At 63.4% G+C, this 16,896-nt stretch carries 15 protein-coding genes; 9 read left to right on the top strand and 6 right to left on the bottom strand.

Translation table 11 applies throughout. From position 1 onward, the window contains the following. Positions 1-23 precede the first annotated feature (23 nt). The 4 genes from UB31_RS14195 to UB31_RS14180 all read right to left on the bottom strand — a co-directional run bounded on the left by UB31_RS14195 (position 24) and on the right by UB31_RS14180 (position 4,320). Positions 24-1,895: an AMP-binding protein gene (locus UB31_RS14195; protein WP_045011255.1), complete on the bottom strand. Its 1,872-nt coding sequence runs from the start codon at positions 1,893-1,895 to the stop codon at positions 24-26. Positions 1,896-1,939: 44 nt separating this feature from the next. Then, on the bottom strand, positions 1,940-2,746 hold the full coding sequence (locus tag UB31_RS14190; RefSeq protein ID WP_045011254.1) for an enoyl-CoA hydratase/isomerase family protein: 807 nt from the start codon (positions 2,744-2,746) through the stop codon (positions 1,940-1,942). Between the two features lie 181 nt (positions 2,747-2,927). Further along, on the bottom strand, positions 2,928-3,686 hold the full coding sequence (locus tag UB31_RS14185) for an SDR family NAD(P)-dependent oxidoreductase (protein WP_045011253.1): 759 nt from the start codon (positions 3,684-3,686) through the stop codon (positions 2,928-2,930). A gap of 55 nt (positions 3,687-3,741) precedes the next feature. Continuing rightward, positions 3,742-4,320 carry a TetR family transcriptional regulator gene (locus tag UB31_RS14180; RefSeq protein WP_245305494.1) on the bottom strand — a complete coding sequence of 193 codons (579 nt, stop codon included), beginning with the start codon at positions 4,318-4,320 and terminating at the stop codon, positions 3,742-3,744. Positions 4,321-4,556: 236 nt separating this feature from the next. Between UB31_RS14180 and UB31_RS14175 the strand changes: the two genes are divergently transcribed. Continuing rightward, a complete protein-coding gene (locus UB31_RS14175) occupies positions 4,557-5,729 on the top strand; it encodes an acetyl-CoA C-acetyltransferase (protein ID WP_045011252.1) in 1,173 nt (390 codons plus the stop codon). Positions 5,730-5,902: 173 nt separating this feature from the next. Then, positions 5,903-7,447, top strand: a complete 1,545-nt coding sequence (locus tag UB31_RS14170) for an acyl-CoA synthetase (protein WP_045011251.1) — start codon at positions 5,903-5,905, stop codon at positions 7,445-7,447. A gap of 10 nt (positions 7,448-7,457) precedes the next feature. On the opposite strand, the gene UB31_RS14165 is transcribed toward UB31_RS14170, so the two are convergent. Next, on the bottom strand, positions 7,458-8,000 hold the full coding sequence (locus UB31_RS14165; RefSeq protein WP_045011250.1) for a methylated-DNA--[protein]-cysteine S-methyltransferase: 543 nt from the start codon (positions 7,998-8,000) through the stop codon (positions 7,458-7,460). Positions 8,001-8,141: 141 nt separating this feature from the next. Here UB31_RS14165 and UB31_RS14160 point away from each other — a divergent pair, with 141 nt between their 5' ends. The 6 genes from UB31_RS14160 (at position 8,142) to UB31_RS14135 (ending at position 14,068) form a co-directional block, all read left to right on the top strand. Next, positions 8,142-8,960 carry an alpha/beta fold hydrolase gene (locus UB31_RS14160; RefSeq protein ID WP_045011249.1) on the top strand — a complete coding sequence of 273 codons (819 nt, stop codon included), beginning with the start codon at positions 8,142-8,144 and terminating at the stop codon, positions 8,958-8,960. Between the two features lie 2 nt (positions 8,961-8,962). Further along, positions 8,963-9,775 (top strand): alpha/beta fold hydrolase, encoded by an 813-nt coding sequence (locus UB31_RS14155; RefSeq protein ID WP_045011248.1) that lies wholly within the window; start codon positions 8,963-8,965, stop codon positions 9,773-9,775. Positions 9,776-9,962: 187 nt separating this feature from the next. Beyond that, entirely contained in the window at positions 9,963-10,640 is a 678-nt protein-coding gene (locus UB31_RS14150) for a GntR family transcriptional regulator (protein ID WP_045011247.1), read from the top strand. Between the two features lie 50 nt (positions 10,641-10,690). Continuing rightward, positions 10,691-11,491 carry a phytanoyl-CoA dioxygenase family protein gene (locus UB31_RS14145; RefSeq protein WP_045011246.1) on the top strand — a complete coding sequence of 267 codons (801 nt, stop codon included), beginning with the start codon at positions 10,691-10,693 and terminating at the stop codon, positions 11,489-11,491. A 163-nt stretch (positions 11,492-11,654) separates the two neighbouring features. Next, entirely contained in the window at positions 11,655-12,968 is a 1,314-nt protein-coding gene (locus UB31_RS14140; RefSeq protein ID WP_045011245.1) for an NAD(P)H-dependent oxidoreductase, read from the top strand. Between the two features lie 308 nt (positions 12,969-13,276). Further along, on the top strand, positions 13,277-14,068 hold the full coding sequence (locus tag UB31_RS14135; protein ID WP_245305990.1) for a dienelactone hydrolase family protein: 792 nt from the start codon (positions 13,277-13,279) through the stop codon (positions 14,066-14,068). Between the two features lie 106 nt (positions 14,069-14,174). Here UB31_RS14135 and UB31_RS14130 read toward each other — a convergent pair whose 3' ends face one another. After that, positions 14,175-15,260: an SDR family oxidoreductase gene (locus UB31_RS14130; protein ID WP_045011243.1), complete on the bottom strand. Its 1,086-nt coding sequence runs from the start codon at positions 15,258-15,260 to the stop codon at positions 14,175-14,177. A gap of 286 nt (positions 15,261-15,546) precedes the next feature. Between UB31_RS14130 and UB31_RS14125 the strand changes: the two genes are divergently transcribed. Then, positions 15,547-16,638, top strand: a complete 1,092-nt coding sequence (locus UB31_RS14125; protein ID WP_045004128.1) for a TRAP transporter substrate-binding protein — start codon at positions 15,547-15,549, stop codon at positions 16,636-16,638. Positions 16,639-16,896 lie beyond the last annotated feature (258 nt).

The raw sequence follows: 16,896 nt of genomic DNA, 5'->3' as shown, positions 1-16,896 counted from the left end.
CGTGTCCGTTTTGATGATGTCGATTAATTGAGAATGATGACGTCCTGGTCCGGCTTATCGGCATAGAGCCGCTCCACCAGCGCGGCGCGGCGTTCGAGGCCGGCGCGCTGATTGATGTAGCCCTTGTCGGTGAGCTCGTTGCCGTCGATCGAGGGCGGCTCGGCCATCAGCATGGCGCGCACAATGATGCGGCTGCTGGCGCCTTCGCATGCTTTGTTATGAGCTTCCAGCCCGCGTTTGAAACACACGATCACCTCGGGGTGCTTCACCGCATCCTCAAAACTCAGATCGGGATTACCGACGAGCTGGCGGCAGGCATGCAGGTTCGGCCAAGCAAGCAGACCGATAAAGGGAAGATCCTGTCCCGCGACCAGCGCATCATGCACGACGGGTGTCGCAGCCGCGATCGCGTCGGTGCGCAGCGAGCCGACATGCACGAAGGTGCCGGTGGTGAGCTTGAAATCCTCGACGACACGCCCCGCAAAGATGATGCCCTTCACCGGATCGGCATCGTCGACGAAAATGCCGGCATCGCCGATGCAGTAATAACCTTCCTCGTCGAACATCTTCTTGGTCAGGTCAGGCTGGCCGAAATAGCCGGGCGTGACGTTGACGCCGCGCAGGCGCAGCTCGTATTTCGAACCGCACGGTACCATCTTCAACTCGACGCCGGGGAACGGCAGACCGATCAGGCCGACACGCTCGGTGTCCCAATAGGTGCCTGTCGAGGTCGGCGCGGTCTCGGTCGAACCCCAGCCGGTGTAGAACACGATGCGTTCACCGGTGGTCTTGACGGCCAGCGCCTGCATGCGGTCGTAGAGATCGTCCGGCAGCCGTGCGCCGCCATAGGCCATGATCGAGAGGTTCTTGAAGAAGGAGCGGCACAGCGCATCGTCCTTCTCCATCGCCGCCGCAAGCGCGGCATAGCCGGCCGGCACATTGGCGTAATAGGTCGGCGAGATCTCGCGAAGGTTCTTGATGGTCTCTTCGAGCTGGCCCGGCATCGGCCGGCCGTCGTCGATATAGAGCGTGCCGCCATCGACCAGCACCGGATGGAACGCGGCATTGCCGCCCATGGTGTGATTCCACGGCATCCAGTCGAGCACGGTGGCCAGCGGTCCGCCCGCGGTGCGCGGCCGCACCTGCATCATCTGCGCCGCGTTGGCGCACATCATCTCCTGCGTGTTGATGACAGCCTTGGGCATGCCGGTCGAACCGGAGGTAAAGAGCAGCTTGCCGACGGTATCGGGGGTGATCTTCGCGATCGAGGCTTCGACATCGGCGGTCACCGGCGTTGCCGCGAGCTCGCCGAAGCTGACGCTCGTGATGCCGTCGCAGGGGCGCACGACGTGAGCGACGGTGACGCCGGTGAGATCGAGGGCCTTCAATGCTTTCTCGAAGGTCGGGCCGTCCTGCACCATCAATACGGCCGGCTTGATCAGGTCGAACAGGTACCTCAGCTTGACGTGGTCGTGGCTCATCAAGGAGTAGGCCGGCGACACGGGGGCGGCCGGCGAACGCGCCTGCATCGCCGCCTGCGTCATCAGCGCATGCTCGATGGAGTTGCCGGAGAGGATCGCGACCGGGCGGCCGTCGAGCTTGAGATTCAGCAGCGCCTGCGTCAGTGCATCGACGGTGCGCTTGGCGTCGCCGTAGGAGACCTTGCGCCATTCGCGGTTCGGACCGCCGCGCTGCGCGAGCCAGATGCGCTCGGGTGCCTCCTTCGCCCATTTCGCCAGCGAAGCCGGAAGATGCTTCTCGTAAGCCTGCAAGGGAATGCGCGACTTCAGCACCACCGTGCCGTCGGCGCGGCGCTCGACGTCGATGTCGCGCGCCAACCACTCGACCTTGCGAAAGGCGGGCTTTGTCATCACCGCCGCCGCGTTCCCACTCATTTTGCGTCTCCCGGAATTTCTTGTCCTTTGCGGATCTTCGTCGTTCAGCGCTTGATATAGACAGGCTTTCGCTTCTCAAGGAAGGCCCTGATGCCTTCTGAGAATTCCTCAGAGCGGCTGCACAGGACCTGATTGCGGTCTTCCATCGCGATGACAGCCTCCAGCGATCCGGCATCGACGCTCATGTTGAGACATTCTTTTGACAGACGCAGGCCCACGGGTGACGCCGTGATCATCGCATCGACATAGGGCTCGGCGGCCGCATCGAGCTTGTCCTCATCGACGACTTCCGAGACGAGACCGACAGCGAGCGCGCGCTCGGCGCCGATGAAACGTCCCGTCAAGATCAGCTCGGAGGCCACCGACACTCCGACGAGCCGTGGCAGAAAATAGCTGGTGCCGATGTCGCAGCCGCCAAGCCCAAGCTTGATGAAGGCGCAGTTCATCCGCGCCGACTTCGTTGCGATGCGGATGTCGGAGGCCAGCGCCAGCGCAAAGCCGCCACCGGCCGCAGCACCCTGCACCAGCGCCAGGATCGGCTGCGGACAGCGCCGCATCAGCATCACGATGTCGGCGATGCGCCGCTGCGAGTCCAGGGACTCGGTGACACCGGGCGGCTCCTGCTGCCCGGCGCGCCGCGCCATCGCGGCTTTGAGATCGAGCCCTGCGCAGAAATTCTTGCCGGCGCCCTTCAGCACGACGACACGCGTGTCGCGGTTGCGCTGGAGGCCCTGGAAGTAAACGTTCAGCGCATCGATCAGCGCCGGATCAAGCGCGTTGAGGCTCTCGGGGCGATTGAGCGTCACGGTGTCGACGCCGTCGTGGTGCTCGATCAGCAGCGGTTGGGACATGGGAGCCTCGTGCTAGCCGCGGTCGCGGCGCCGATTGCTGCGCCCTCTCCCCTTGTGGGAGAGGGCATGTACATCGCTAGCTACATACCCGCTTGGGTGAGGGGTCTGTCTCCGCGGATGCAAACCCCTCATCCGGCGCGCTTTGCGCGCCACCTTCTCCCACAGGGGGAGAAGGAAGAGCCTACCGCGGCGCCATACGGATCGCGCCGTCGAGACGGATGGTCTCGCCATTCAGCATCGCATTCTCGACGATGTGCACCGCGAGCGAACCATATTCATTGGCGTCGCCGAGGCGCGCCGGATGCGGCACCTGGGCACCGAGGCTCTTGCGGGCCTCTTCGTTCAAGCCCATCAGCAGCGGCGTCAGGAACAGGCCCGGCGCGATGGTGTTGACGCGGATTTTCTGGCTGGAGAGATCGCGCGCGGCCGGCAGCGTGAGGCCGACGACACCGCCCTTCGACGCCGCATAGGCGATCTGGCCGATCTGGCCTTCATAGGCAGCGACCGACGCCGTGTTGATGATGACACCGCGCTCTTCACCGATCGGCTCGATCGTGACGAGACGCTCCGCGAACAGCCGCAGGCAATTGAAGGTGCCGATCAGATTGACATTGATGATGCGCGCGAACTTGGCCAGCGGATAGACACCGTCCTTGCCGACGATGCGCTGCGAGCCGCCGATGCCGGCGCAGTTCATCAGCACACGTGCGACGCCGTGCGCGGCTTCCGCTTTCGCAATCGCAGCCTTGATGCCGTCCTCATCGGTGACGTCGGCATGGAGGGCAACGCCCTTCACTTCGGCCGCGACTTTCTCGGCGTTTTCCTTGCTCTGGTCGATCACGCCGATCTTGGCGCCCTTGGCGGCCATGGCGCGGGCGGTCGCGGCACCGAGGCCCGAGCCACCGCCGGTGATGAGAACGGCAACGTCTTTCAACTGCATCGTAAGCTACCTTTCCTTGGGCGTTTCTTCTCTAGACTTGAGAGCGTCGGCCGGATTATCCGGCCGCGGCGGCTTCCTCGACTTGCGTGAGGATGCCGCCGCAGATGAGCGTTTCCATATGCTTGATATATTGCCGGCAGACTTCGTCGGTGACCGGGCCGACGCCGGTCGCGCGAGACATCGCGTGCCGGCCGAAGAAGAGGTGATCGCAAGCGCCGATCAGGCTGGTGTAGAACAGCACCGGATCTGTCGCGCGAAACTCGCCGCGGCTGACGCCTTCGGCGAGCAGGCGGCGGTGGAAATCCAAGAGCGGCGCCACGAAGAATTTCGAGACTTCGTCGGCAGAGCCAGCAACGCTTTCGTGCAGGAGATAATGGATCAGCCGGTTCATGTAGGGAAACCGGTGATAGGCGCGGATGATGCCGCCGATATGCAGCTTCAGCTTCGCGGTCGGTGTGATCGGCTGCGCCAGCAGATATTCGAGATTGGACAGCTCCGTCCCCGCGTCGCGCTCGAGCAGCGCCAACAGCAGGCCGTCCTTGTTGCCGAAATGATATTTGACCAGCGCGGCGTTGGCGCCGGATTTTTGCGCGATATCGCTCAGCGAGATCTCGATCGAGGAGCGTTCGATCATCAGCTCACTCGCGGCCACGAGCAATTTCTCTGCCGTGGAATTCTTTCCGCTGGGGAGCCTGTTCGGTACGCTGGTAGTCACGGAGATCCCTGATGTGCGCCTCAAGAGGCGCGCAGATAAGCCCAAGCAGTGCCTCCCCACAAGAGTTAATTGATCGATTGACTAAACGATCGGCCACCTCTTAAATCCGTGCCGACAACCCAATTCGATACAGAACAATCCAGGGAGAGACCGAAATGGCCGAGGCTTACATCGTCGCCGCTGCGCGTACCGCCGGCGGGCGCAAGGGGGGCCGCCTCGCCGGCTGGCATCCGGCCGATCTCGCCGCAAAAGTGCTGGACGAGCTGGTCGACCGCACCAAGGTCGATCCTGCCCTGGTCGAGGACGTGATCATGGGCTGCGTCATGCAGGTCGGCGAGCAGTCCAACAACGTCGCGCGCAACGCGATCATGGCCTCGAAACTGCCGGAGAGCGTGCCGGGCACGTCGATCGATCGTCAGTGCGGCTCCTCGCAGCAGGCGCTGCACTTCGCAGCTCAAGCCGTGATGTCGGGCGCGATGGACGTGGTGATTGCCGCCGGCGTGGAATCGATGACGCGCGTGCCGATGGGCCTGTCATCGCAGCTCCCAGCCAAGAACGGCTTTGGCAATTACAAGAGCGCGGGCATCGAGCACCGCTATCCGAACATCGTGTTCAGCCAGTTCACCGGCGCGGAGATGATGGCCGAGAAGTACGGCCTCTCCAAGAACGAGCTCGACGTATACTCCTACAACAGCCACCAGCGCGCGATCGCGGCGACGCAAGCCGGTCACTTCAAGAAGGAGATCGTGCCGCTCGGAATCACCCGCGCTGACGGCTCCAAGGACACCCACCACATCGACGAAGGCATCCGCTTCGACGCCACGCTCGACGGCATCAAGGGTGTCAAGCTGATCGCGGAGAACGGCAAGCTCTCCGCGGCCAGCGCCAGCCAGATCTGCGACGGCGCCTCCGGCGTCATGGTGGTGAACGAGCGCGGGTTGAAGCAGCTCGGCGTGAAGCCCTTGGCGCGCATTCATCACATGACCATGATGGGCGGCGATCCCGTGATCATGCTCGACGCACCGCTGCACGCCACCAAGCGCGCACTGGAGAAGGCCGGCATGACGATCGACGATATCGACCTGTTCGAGGTCAACGAAGCCTTCGCCTCGGTGCCGACCGCGTGGCTCAAGACCACCGGTGCCGATCCAGAGCGCCTCAATGTCAACGGCGGCGCCATCGCGCTCGGCCATCCCCTTGGCGGCTCCGGCACCAAGCTGATGACGACGCTGGTGCACGCACTCCAGCAGCGCGGCAAGCGCTATGGCCTTCAGACCATGTGCGAAGGCGGCGGCATGGCGAACGTGACGATCGTCGAGCGGCTGTAAGCTGTTGCCTCGTTAAAGGTGTCGTCCCGGCGAAGGCCGGGACCCATACCGCGAGGTCCATCGATTGTGGTCGGTCGCAGTACCGAACCGCGATCTCCCGCCAAACGACGGCCTGTGGTTATGGATCCCGGCCTTCGCCGGGATGACACCTGTTCTGTTACGAGAGCTCCGCCATGACTCACCCCTCCGTCTACGCAAAAACCACGCCCGACAAGATCGCCTACCAGATGGCCTCCACCGGCAAGGCCATCACCTATCGCGAACTCGACGAGCTCTCGAACCAGGGCGCAAACCTGTTCCGCTCGCTCGGCCTGAAGGCCGGCGACCACATCGCGCTGTTGATGGAGAACCGCCTCGCTTTCATGGAAATCTGCTGGGCCGCGCAGCGCAGCGGGCTCTATTATACTGCGATCAGCCGCTACCTGAAGCAGGACGAGATCGACTACATCATCGCCGATTGCGGCGCCAAGGTCGTGATCACCACGCCGAAATGCGCCGACCAGATCAAGGGCCTGATCAAAGGCACGCCGAACGAACCGATCTTCTACATGGTCGACGATCCTCTGCCCGGCTTCCGCTCCTACGACAAGGAAGCAGCGGCGCAACCGACCACACCGGTCGCGGACGAGGTCGCCGGCTATGACATGCTGTATTCGTCGGGCACCACCGGGCGCCCGAAAGGAATCAAGAAGGCGTTCGAGGGCAACAAGATCGACGTGCCAAACGCCTTCCTCCGCGTGCTCTGCGCCGACATGTGCGGCATGAATTCGGAGAGCACATATCTCTCGCCCGCGCCGCTCTATCACGCGGCTCCCTTGCGCTTCAATATGATGGCGATCGTGCTCGGCGGCACCTCCATCATCATGGAGCATTTTGACGCCGAGGAGTTCTTGAAGCTGGTCGAGACGTATAAGATCACGCAGTCGCAGCTGGTACCGACGATGTTCGTGCGCATACTGAAGCTGCCGGACGAGGTCCGCACGAAGTACAACGTCTCGACGCTGAAAGGCGCGATCCACGCCGCCGCGCCCTGCCCGGTCGACGTCAAGGCAAAGATGATCGAATGGTGGGGACCGATCCTGATCGAGTATTACGCGGGCTCAGAGGGTAACGGCGTCACCGTCTGCAACTCACAGCAATGGCTGGAGCACCGCGGCAGCGTCGGCCGGGCCGTGGTCGGCAAGATCAAGATTCTGGACGAGAGCGACGAGGAACAGCCGCTAGGTGAAATCGGCACGGTGTACTTCGCCGACGCGCCGGCGTTCACCTATCACAACGATCCCGAGAAGACGAAGAAGGCATACAACGCAAAGGGATGGTCGACGCTCGGCGACGTCGGCTATCTCGACAAGGATGGCTTCCTCTTCCTCACCGACCGCAAGTCCTACATGATCATCTCGGGCGGGGTGAACATCTACCCGCAGGAGACCGAGGACGTTCTCATCACCCATCCAGAAGTGGCCGACGTCGCCGTGTTCGGCGTGCCGAACGAGGAAATGGGCGAAGAGGTGAAGGCGGTGGTCCAGCCGCACGACCCGAAGCGCGCCGGCAAGGCGCTCGAAGCCGATTTGATCGCCTTCTGCAAGAGCCGCCTCTCCGGCATCAAGTGCCCGCGTTCGGTCGATTTCGAAGCCGAGTTGCCGCGCACGCCGACCGGCAAGCTGGTGAAGCGGCATCTGCGCGACAAATATTGGCCGAAGACGGCGGCGAAGATTTAGCGCTCAAGACTCAATCAAACAAACTTGGCGTGTGGTTCACCAACGCGCCCTCGATCTCGAGCATCTTCAGCTTCGTCACCACGCCGCCATTCGCCGAGAACCCGCCGGGCTTGTTGCCCGCCGCCAGCACGCGGTGGCAGGGCACCACGATCGGGCACGGGTTGTGCCCGAGCGCCTGGCCGACATCGCGCGACAGCTGGACACCGCCGAGGCGTTTGGCGATGTCGCCATAGGTCATGGTCTTGCCGGGCGGGATGGTACGGGCGATCTCGTAGACGCCGCGGTTGAAGTCGGGCACTCCATCGAGATCGAGCGGGATGTCGATGAGGTCATCCGGCTCGCCCGCAAGCATCTTCACGATGCGGTTGATCGCCTCTCGCACCTCGGCCGTGGGCTCCGCCTCGCTGGCCTCGGCATGGCGCTGGGTGATGCGGGTGCGGATCTTCTGCTCGCCACCCATCGGCAGCTGCACGCCGTTGATGCCGCGCGGGCCCCAGGCGATGGCGCATAGGCCGATCTTGGTCTCGAACAGGGTAAAATGCTGGTCGGTCATGGCTCGGTTCCTGGCTTTGCGTCCCCGTCGCATGCCCCCAATGTGATCTCGGGCCAAATGTAGACTTGGAAATAGTTGCGATCCACCCGGTTTCCGGGAATCTTGCACAGGAGTTCCGCCTCCCCTTCTCGCGAGCCCAGAATGCAAAGCCTCCACGTCAACGGTTACGACATGCCCTATCTCGACGTGGGCGAGGACAAGGGCGGCCCGCCGCTGGTCTGTGTGCACGGCTCGCTCAACGACTTCCGCGTCTGGGGCTGCGTGCTCGGACCGCTGACACAGCGGCATCGGATCATCAGCGTCAGCCTGCGCCACTTCTTCCCGGAGCGCTGGGACGGCATCGGGGACACCTATTCGATTGCGCAGCACGTCGACGACGTCATCGCCTTCATCGAGACACTCGACCTCGGCCCGGTCGATTTGATGGGCCATTCCCGCGGTGGGCATATCTGCTTCCGTGTGGCGCAGCGGCGGCCGGAACTGTTGCGGCGGCTGGTCCTGGCCGAGCCCGGCGGCGAGCTCGATGCGAGCCTCGATCCCGACTATGCTGGCGGCCCCTCGCCGCTGCTGGCGCGCTTCACGGCGTCCGCCGAGAAGATCGCAGCCGGCGATGTCGATGGCGGCCTCGCTGTCTTCGTCGACACACTGGAGGGACCCGGCACCTGGCCGCGGCTGCCGGCGATGGTGAAGCAGAATTTGCGCGACAACGCCTTCACGCTGATCGGGCAGGTCCGCGACAATCGCCTGCCCTTCTCCAAGGCGGATGCGGAATCGATTCTGATGCCGACGCTGTTCATCCTGGGCGCGCGGACCAAGGGTCTGCTGCCGAAAGTGTTGCACGCGCTCGCTGCGCACGTGCCCTATTCCAAGACGGCGATCATCCCGAACGCGACGCATCCGATGTTCGAGCAGGCGCCGCAAAAATACTCTGAAGTGGTCCTGGATTTTCTGGCGGGCTGAGCATGCAGACATTTCGCGTCAATGGTTACGATATGGCCTATCTCGAAGTCGGAGACGGGCCGCCGCTGGTCTGCGTGCACGGCACGCTCGGCGATTTCCGCACCTGGTACTCCGTGCTCGGCCCGCTGTCGAAGGCGCATCGGGTGATCTCGGTCAGCCTGCGACACTTCTTTCCCGAGCAATGGGACGCCGTCGGCGACGATTACAAGATGGCGCAACACGTCGCTGACGTGATCGCCTTCATCGAACAGGTCAGGCCCGGGCCGGTCGACCTGATGGGGCATTCGCGCGGCGGACACATCGCGTTTCGCGTGGCCCAAGCGCGGCCGGATCTGTTGCGCAAGCTGGTGCTGGCCGAACCCGGCGGCGATCTCGATGCCAGCCTGCCGATCCCCGCAGGCACACCCGCGCATCCACCCTTGGCCGCGCGCACCGCGCGCTCGGTCGAGATGATCCGCGCCGGCGACATCGAGGGCGCGCTGCAAAATTTCTACGAAGGCATTGAGGGCGATGGCTCGTGGCGGCGCGTGCCGGCCGCCGCAAAGCAGCAGTTGCGCGACAACGCCATCACCTTCCTCGGCCAGATCAACGAGCAGCGAAAGCCCTACACGCTCGCTGACGCGCAGGCGATCAGGACGCCGACGCTGCTGATCGGCGGCGGCGCAACCACCGGCAGCCTGTCGGTGATGTGGCGCGTGCTGGCCGAGCACGTTGTCGGCGCCAAGACGGCGGTGATTACGAATGCCGGGCACTGGATATTCGAACAGGCGCCGCTGGAATATGGCGAGGCGGTGAGCGCGTTTCTGGCGGACTAGGCGAGACGCATTTTCTCGAAAACAACCCCATGCACAGTAGACGGCCCAAGTAATATCAATAGCTTAGCCGATCCTCAAACGGCAACATGCACGGTATTCAGGTAGTTCTTGACGCTCCTACTCTCACGCCGTAGCTTCGAATACGGAATTCCGTATTCCCTTTCCGAGGTCTGTTGGAGCTGCCGGCGTGATCCCTCTCGACCCGCTCCCGAACCTGATCGACCAGGTCTATGCACGGATCCTGGAGGCGATCACCGATCGCACGTTGCAGCCCGGCCAGCGCATCCGGCAGAACGAGCTCGCCGACAAGCTCGGCGTGTCGCGCCAGCCGGTGTCGCATGCGCTGCATCTGCTGCACCGGCAGGGACTCGTGGCCGAGAGCGGCCGGCGCGGTTTCGAAGTCACCCAGCTCGATCCTTCCCGCATTCGTCAGCTCTACGAGGTGCGCGGCGCGATCGATGCGCTGGCCGCACGGCTCGCAGCGATGCGTGCCGCAAGCGATGCAGCGGGACGCGCGCGGCTCGAGGCGGCGCTCAGTGCCGGCCGCCGCATCGACCGCAAGACGACGCTCACCGAACTCATCACGCTCGACGTCGATTTCCACCGCGCGATCTATCAGCTCGCCGGCAATCCCGTGATCGAGGAAACCATCACGCCGCAATGGCCGCATATGCGCCGCTCGATGGCGACCGTGCTGTCGGAGCTGGACTATCGCGGCAGCGCCTGGGCCGAACACGCTGATATTGCCGGACACATTCTCGCGGGCGATGCGAAGGCCGCAGAACGCGCGGCGCTCGCGCATGCGCAGACGGCGGGACAGATGACTGAGGAGAGATTGAGGGCGACGGACGAGGTGGCGGCGTAACCACAGGCGCCGCCCCGGAATGACAAAAACAAAACAACAGGAGGACGACCATGAAACTGTCCGAGGCACAATTGGAGTTCTTCCACCGCGAGGGCTGGCTGTTTTTGCCCGAGCTGTTCAGCCCCGAAGAGGTCGCTTTCCTCGCGCGCGAGGCGGTCGGCATCTATGACGCCAATCGGCCGGAAGTCTGGCGCGAGAAGAGCGGCGCGCCGCGCACGGCGTTTGCCGCGCATCTCTACAACGAGGCGTTCGGCATTCTGGGCGCGCATCCGCGCATGATCGATCCGGTCGAGCAGCTGTTCGGCGAACAGGTCTACATGCACCAGTTCAAGATCAATGCGAAATCGGCCTTCACCGGCGACGTCTGGCAGTGGCACCAGGATTACGGCACCTGGAAACGCGACGACGGCATGCCGGAGCCGCGCGCGATGAACATTGCGATCTTCCTCGACGAGGTGATGCCGATCAACGGCCCCCTGATGCTGGTACCGCAGAGCCAGAACGCCGGCGACCTCAAAGCCTCGCATGATCTGGCCACCACGTCCTATCCGCTGTGGACGCTGGACGAGGAGACGGTGACGCGCCTCGTCAAGCAGGGCGGCATCGTGGCGCCGACCGGCAAGCCCGGCGGCATGCTGATGTTCCACGGCAATCTCGTGCACGGCTCCAGCGGCAACATCACGCCCTACCCGCGCAAGATCGTGTACCTGACGCTGAACGCGGTCTCGAACTACATCCGCACACCGACGCGGCCGGAGTACATCGCGCATCGTGATTTTGCGCCGATCAAGACGGTGGACGACGACGCGTTGGTGCGGCTCGCACGCGCGCCGCGGCAGGCGGCGGAGTAAAATGCTCTCGTGCCCCGGACGCAGCGCAGCGTCGCTTCGACGGTGCGCTGCTGAGCCGGGGCCCACGCCACACGGATAGTTTTTCTTTCTGGGTCCCGGCTCTGCGGAGCAACGTTGCACGCCGCACCGCGTCCGGGACACGATCATCACCGGACACATCCCCATGAACCTCTTCCGCCTCCTCCAAACCCGGGCCGCCACCGGAAAAACCGTCCGCGTCGCGCTGATCGGCGCCGGCAAATTCGGCTCGATGTTTCTGGCGCAAGTGCCGCACACGCCGGGGCTGGAGGTACCCATCATCGTCGACATCGACCGCGACCGCGCGCGCGAAGCCTGCCGCACGGTCGGCTGGAGCGCCGAACGGATCGCGGCGACCGTCTTCACCGACGACGGCGCGCGCGCCATTGCCGGCGGCGCGATGGATGTGGTGGTGGAGGCGACCGGCAATCCGGCCGTCGGCATCAGGCATGCGCGTGCCGCGATCGCGGCGGGCAAGCACATCGTGATGGTCAATGTCGAGGCCGACGTGCTGGCCGGCCCCCTGCTCGCCGAAGAAGCGCGCAAGGCTGGCGTCGTCTACTCGCTCGCCTATGGCGACCAGCCGGCGTTGACAGCGGAGATGGTCGACTGGGCCCGCGCCACCGGCTTTCGCGTCGTCGCTGCCGGCAAGGGCACAAAATATCTGCCGGCCTATCACGACGTGACGCCGGATGGCGTCTGGCAACATTACGGCCTCACCGCCGGCGAAGCGCAGTCGGCCGGCATGAACCCGCAGATGTTCAACTCCTTCCTCGACGGCACCAAATCGGCGATCGAGATGGCTGCGATTGCGAACGCCTGCGGCCTCGACGTGCCCGCAGGCGGATTGTTGTTTCCACCCTGCGGCGTCGACGATCTGCCGCACATCATGCGTCCCAGCGACAAGGGCGGCGTGCTGGAGCGATCGGGCGTCGTGGAAGTCGTATCCTCCCTCGAGCGCGACGGAAGGCCGGTGTTTCGCGATCTGCGCTGGGGCGTCTATGTCGTGCTGGAGGCGCCGAACGACTACGCCGCCGACTGCTTCCGGCAATACGGGCTGAAGACTGACGCGAGCGGACGCTTCGCTGCGATGTACAAGCCCTATCATCTGATTGGGCTCGAGCTGAACATCTCAGTGCTGTCAGCGGCGCTGCGCGGCGAGCCGACCGGGCAACCCTACGGCTTCCGCGGCGACGTCGCCGCCGTGGCAAAGCGCAATCTGCGCGCCGGCGAAATGCTCGACGGCGAAGGCGGCTACACTGTGTGGGGCAAGCTGGTGCCGGCAGCTGCAAGCCTCAAGGCCCACGCGCTGCCGATCGGGCTGGCGCATCGGCTCAAGTTGAAGCACGACGTCGCCCATGGCGAGATCGTGCGCTGGAGCGACGTCGAATTCGACGCCAACAACGAGACGATCAGGACAAGAAAAGCGATGGAGGCGGCGTTCGCGAAGGAAAGCTAGGCCGCATGCGCGCAAGTCGAGATTCATTTGCGCGGCTTGAGCGATGTCCGCTATCCGATGCGTTGCCGACTTAAGCCGGACATCGCCTCAGGTCAGCTAAGGGCCAAAACGGACTTCGCGGTACCAAGCTTAACAATGGCTCAAGCGACGCATGTCTGCAGTCCTGAATTTACGCTTTGGATGGACTGACATAACTCTGTTACGTTGACCCTGTTACGAAGACGGGGCGAGGTAAAATGGGCACACGAGCCGGAGCATGTCTTCGTTTAGCAGTATTGATTACGTGCGTTTGCACCAACGCCGTCACCATGGCACAAGAGTTGGTCAGGTTCGACAGTGCTCCAGTCCGCCTTGGCCAGCTCCAACAGCGCTTGGCGCGCGAGCGTGGCGAAGCCCCGAAGGCGGCGGATACGATCGAGGGCTACCTCGCGAAACCTGAGGGCGACGGCCCATTCGCAGCCATTGTGTCTCTCCATGGATGCGATGGACTTTCGAAAGATGACCGAAAGTCCATCGCTCAATCCGTGACCGGTTTGGGGTATGTGTCACTTGCAGTCGATAGCTTTGCGACCCGTGGCATCAAGGACGCCTGCACCAAACCGATGCCTGCCCTGATGCTTGCCCGCCAAGGTGATGCCTTAGGCGCTCTATCCTATCTTTCCAAACTTCCTTTTGTCGATCCTCAACGTATCGCTGTCCTTGGAGGATCGATGGGTGCAACGGTTGCGCTGCAATTAGCGTCGACCCACCACGTGGAAACATTCGACGCTCCTCGGGATCTGAAGTTCAAGGCCGCGGTGGCCTATTTTCCGGGGTGCGGCGTTGCTTCCGAGGAACTCATCGTTCCCACATTAATCCTGATCGGCGAACTCGACGACTGGTTGCCTGCGAAGGACTGCGAACTTTGGATGAAGAGGCGGGCCGACAGGGGCGCACCTGTTAAGCTGGTCGTCTATCCCGGTGCCTATCACGCCTTTAGCGTTCCGGCTTTCGCCGACGGCAGGGAAATGTACGGGCACTGGCTCAAGTACGATGCGGAAGCGGCCAGGAAGGCAGTCGAGGAGACGCAGAGTTTCCTCTCTGCTCAATTTTCCCGTTGAGTGACAGCGAAGCGAATGCCCCCATACGCGGCTTGGAGCAGCTTCCGCTTTGGGGGCACAAGCTGACCTAGCCAACGGTCCCGGACATGCCCGACCTGGGTCTGCCTTAGGGAAGCAGCCGCTCTGCCTTGGCCTGCCTGAACCACTTCCGGAACATGTCCTCGGTGTCCATCATCTCGGTGAAGCCAGCGCGGTTGATCTTCACCGTGGAAACGATCGAGGGCGGACCGGAATCGGTCTGGCCGTAGCGCATGCTGTAATCGGCGTATTGGAACGACAGCCCGACGAATTCGGCCAAGCCCGGCGACACGAGTCCATGCTTACGGCGCAACGCATCCCAGGGACCGACCCAGTTGGGAAACTCCGTGGCAAGCGACAGCGGCACCGGCTTGCCGGGCTTCATCTCGAGCGCGTCCGCCACCGCGGGCCAGATGTTCTCCCAGGTGAAGACGTCGCCATTGGTGACGTTGAACGCCTCGTTCTGTGCCGTCCTGGCCTCGCCGGACCACGCGATCGCGCGAGCCAGCAGGTCGACATCGACGGCCTGCGATACCCGCGCGGCGCCACCGGGAAAGTCGAGCGGCCTGCCCTGCTCGCGCAGCATCGCGGCGTAGACGCCGAGCGGCGGGATCAAATCCATGGCGCCGCCCATGGCGAGACCTACGATCAGCACGGGCCGCAGGATGCTCCAATGCCAGCCCTTGCCTCTCTGCAGCTCGCGCAGGAAGTTCTCCTGCGCCCAATAGAAGTTGGGCTGCTCGTACATTTCCGAGCGCCCCTCGCGTGCCGGCACCGTCAAGGGGCGAACGTGAACGCCATAAGCCTTGGTGCCCTGCAGCAGCGCCACATGCTTGAGGTCGGGCGCCATGGGCTCGAGCGCGCCCATCAGGTTGCGCAGCATCAGATCGTTGGTCCTGATCTGCTGCGGGTCGCGCCAGCCATCGACCAACTGCGGCGCTTCGTAAAGCGCGGCGTAGACCAGATGCGTTGCGTCCCGCAGCTCCGCCGCGGCGCGGCGGCAATCCGCTTCATTCGTCAGGTCGATCGGAACGTAGCGGGCGCCATAGAGATCGCGCGGCTTCCGCCGCGACAGGGCGATAACATCGCAACCGCCCACTGCGCCGAAGTGTCGCAAGGCGGCATTGCCGACGAGACCTGTTGCGCCGGCGACCACGATTTTCCTGGCGGCCATTTGTTGCCTCCCTTGTTGTTGCCCAATCGAATAGCAAATCGCGGGTTGTCCGACTTGCGTCTGTCCAGCGTTCGCACCTGCGAGGACGGCAGCAGGCTTGATTATCGCACAACGCCCGGTCATCCTCGCTCTCGGAACCGCAATGATCGGAATTCCAACAACAAGAGCCCATCAGGGCCTTTTCGGAAACGCTCACAAGTCTCAGACAACAACGTCGATCATCGACGACGAAAGACGACACCAAGATCGTTCCCTGGTCGAGACATCGGCATCACGGAGGGTACGCATGAAACGTCGTGATTTCCTGAAAGTGACAGGCGGCAGCCTGGCTGCAAGCACCGCCGTCGCAGCGCCTGCGATCGCGCAGTCGGCGCCCGAGGTCAGATGGCGGTACGCCACGAGCTGGCCCAAGGCGCTCGATACGCTCTACGGCGGCTGCGAATATTTCTGCAAGAAGGTCGCCGATATCACCGACAACAAATTCCAGATCCAGCCCTTCGCAGCGGGCGAGATCGTTCCTGGCCTTCAGGTTCTCGACGCCGTGTCGAACGGCACCGTCGAGATCGGCAACACCGCGCTTTATTACTATTGGGGCAAGAACCCCGCCTTTACGTTCGCGACCGCGCTGCCATTCGGACTGAACACGCGCCAGCAGATTTCATGGCTGCTGTGGGGCGGCGGCCAGGATCTCGTCAACGACCTGTTGAAGGAGCACAACGTCTACGGCATCCCGACCGGATCGACCGGCGCACAGATGGGCGGCTGGTTCAGGAAGGAGATCAAGTCCGTCGATGATCTCAAGGGCCTGAAAATGCGCATCGGCGGTTTTGCCGGCACGATCCTCGCCAAGCTCGGTTGTGTCCCGCAGCAACTGGCCGGGGGCGACATCTATCCGGCGCTGGAAAAAGGCACCATCGATGCGGCCGAGTGGGTCGGCCCCTATGACGACGAGAAGCTCGGCTTCGCCAAGGTCGCGAAGTACTATTACTATCCCGGCTGGTGGGAAGGCACGAGCCAGGGCCATAACATCATCAACATCGAGAAGTGGAACGCGCTGCCCAAGCATTATCAGGCGGCGGTCGATGCGGCGTCACGTGACACCTTCACCTGGATCACCGGAAAATACGATGCGGTGAACGCTCCGGCACTCAAGCGGTTGATCGTCAACGGTGCGATTCTCAGGGGCTTTCCGCAGGAAGTGCTGGAAGCCTGCTACGCCACGGCCAACGAGATCTACGCCGATCTCTCCAAGACCAACCCGCATTTCGGCAAGATGCATGCGAGCATGATGGCGTATCGCAATGACTCGCTGCCCTGGACCCAGGTGGCCGAGCTGAGCTTCGACGGCTTCATGGCGCGGATGCGGACCAAGACGTGAGGCGGTGAACGGCTCGCAAGACGGGAGACGACGAAAGCCCCGGAGGTGTCTCCGGGGATTTTTGTTTGTGATGCGGATACGAAAGGCAAGCGCGGCTATCGTAGGGTGGGCAGAGGCGCGAGAAGCGCCGTGCCCACCATCTCGTTGGCTGGGACAGAAGTGGTGGGCACGCTTCCGCCTTCGCTCTTCGAGCTACGGCGGATAAGTCGCTTTGCCCACCCTACGGGACTCTCGCCACGGCGGCCGCGGCTTGCTGGA

Source organism: Bradyrhizobium sp. LTSP849, from assembly GCF_000938255.1.
Classification (GTDB): Bacteria; Pseudomonadota; Alphaproteobacteria; order Rhizobiales; family Xanthobacteraceae; genus Bradyrhizobium.
This window is presented reverse-complemented; position numbering and strand designations above follow the sequence as displayed.

Coding starts and splice junctions, on each gene's coding strand:
- UB31_RS14195 (WP_045011255.1), bottom strand. CDS start 1,895: ATGAGTGGGAACGCGGCGGCGGTGATGACAAAGCCCGCCTTTCGCAAG.
- UB31_RS14190 (WP_045011254.1), bottom strand. CDS start 2,746: ATGTCCCAACCGCTGCTGATCGAGCACCACGACGGCGTCGACACCGTG.
- UB31_RS14185 (WP_045011253.1), bottom strand. CDS start 3,686: ATGCAGTTGAAAGACGTTGCCGTTCTCATCACCGGCGGTGGCTCGGGC.
- UB31_RS14180 (WP_245305494.1), bottom strand. CDS start 4,320: ATGATCGAACGCTCCTCGATCGAGATCTCGCTGAGCGATATCGCGCAA.
- UB31_RS14175 (WP_045011252.1), top strand. CDS start 4,557: ATGGCCGAGGCTTACATCGTCGCCGCTGCGCGTACCGCCGGCGGGCGC.
- UB31_RS14170 (WP_045011251.1), top strand. CDS start 5,903: ATGACTCACCCCTCCGTCTACGCAAAAACCACGCCCGACAAGATCGCC.
- UB31_RS14165 (WP_045011250.1), bottom strand. CDS start 8,000: ATGACCGACCAGCATTTTACCCTGTTCGAGACCAAGATCGGCCTATGC.
- UB31_RS14160 (WP_045011249.1), top strand. CDS start 8,142: ATGCAAAGCCTCCACGTCAACGGTTACGACATGCCCTATCTCGACGTG.
- UB31_RS14155 (WP_045011248.1), top strand. CDS start 8,963: ATGCAGACATTTCGCGTCAATGGTTACGATATGGCCTATCTCGAAGTC.
- UB31_RS14145 (WP_045011246.1), top strand. CDS start 10,691: ATGAAACTGTCCGAGGCACAATTGGAGTTCTTCCACCGCGAGGGCTGG.
- UB31_RS14140 (WP_045011245.1), top strand. CDS start 11,655: ATGAACCTCTTCCGCCTCCTCCAAACCCGGGCCGCCACCGGAAAAACC.
- UB31_RS14135 (WP_245305990.1), top strand. CDS start 13,277: ATGGCACAAGAGTTGGTCAGGTTCGACAGTGCTCCAGTCCGCCTTGGC.
- UB31_RS14130 (WP_045011243.1), bottom strand. CDS start 15,260: ATGGCCGCCAGGAAAATCGTGGTCGCCGGCGCAACAGGTCTCGTCGGC.
- UB31_RS14125 (WP_045004128.1), top strand. CDS start 15,547: ATGAAACGTCGTGATTTCCTGAAAGTGACAGGCGGCAGCCTGGCTGCA.